1 protein-coding gene is annotated in these 950 nt (G+C 66.3%); it reads left to right on the top strand.

Going from position 1 to position 950, the window contains the following annotated elements; translation table 11 throughout:
- Positions 1 to 950, top strand: a 950-nt coding sequence (locus MOV75_RS39715; RefSeq protein WP_247008302.1) for an OmpA family protein, incomplete at both ends; no start/stop codon positions are given.

Genomic DNA, 950 nt, shown 5'->3' with positions numbered 1-950 from the left:
CGCAACGTGACCTGACGCCGCTTGCAATCGGTGCGGGCGTGGTGGCCGGTGCCGTGATCGGCGCCACCATCGCCGACCTTCACAACCAGCGCCGCGAGACCATCGAGGGCGGGCGGACCGTGTATACCGAGCCGGACCGCATCATCATCCGCGATCCGGGCGGGCAGGCCTACGTCCGCGGCAACGATCTCTATCGCTTCCGTTATGGCGCTCGCGACATCCGCACCGACACCGTCGGCGGCGAAACCCGTACCGTCGTGGTGCGTCCCGATGGCAGCGAGATCATCACCGTGGTCGGCGCCGATGGTCGGATGATGCGGCGTATCCGCCGGGATCCCCGCGGGCGCGAGATCATCATCATCGACAACACCTACCGCGATCCGCGCGCGGTCGGCGGGTTCTATGTCGACGTGCCGCCGCCGGTCGTGAACATTCCCTATGATCGCTACATCGTCGACGCCCAGGAAGCATCGCCGGACGTGATCTACCAGACGATGGTTGCACCGCCGGTGCAGCGGATCGATCGGCGCTACTCGCTCGACGAGATCCGCTACAGCCCGAATGTTCGCATGCAGATGCCGAGCATCGACGTCAACACGATCATCTTCGAGACGGGATCGTGGACCATCCCGCCGGACCAGGCGGCCCGGCTGCAGGTGATCGCCGACGGCCTCAACCAGGCGATCCAGCGCAATCCGCGCGAGGTGTTCCTGATCGAGGGACACACCGACGCGGTCGGCAACGAGGTCGACAATCTGTCGCTGTCGGACCGTCGTGCGCAATCCGCGGCCGAACTGCTGACGCAGCAGTTCGGTGTGCCCGCCGAAAACCTGACGTCGCAGGGCTACGGCGAGCAGTACCTGAAGGAGCAGACGCAGGGGCCGAGCGCGATCAACCGTCGCGTGACCATCCGCAACATCACGCCGCTGCTCAACGGCGGCCAGGCCTCG

Origin of the sequence: Bradyrhizobium sp. PRIMUS42, from assembly GCF_023006515.1 — a bacterium.
Lineage (GTDB): Bacteria > Pseudomonadota > Alphaproteobacteria > Rhizobiales > Xanthobacteraceae > Bradyrhizobium.
The sequence above is the reverse complement of the archived record's forward strand: the minus strand, read 5'-3'. Positions and strand labels throughout refer to the sequence as shown.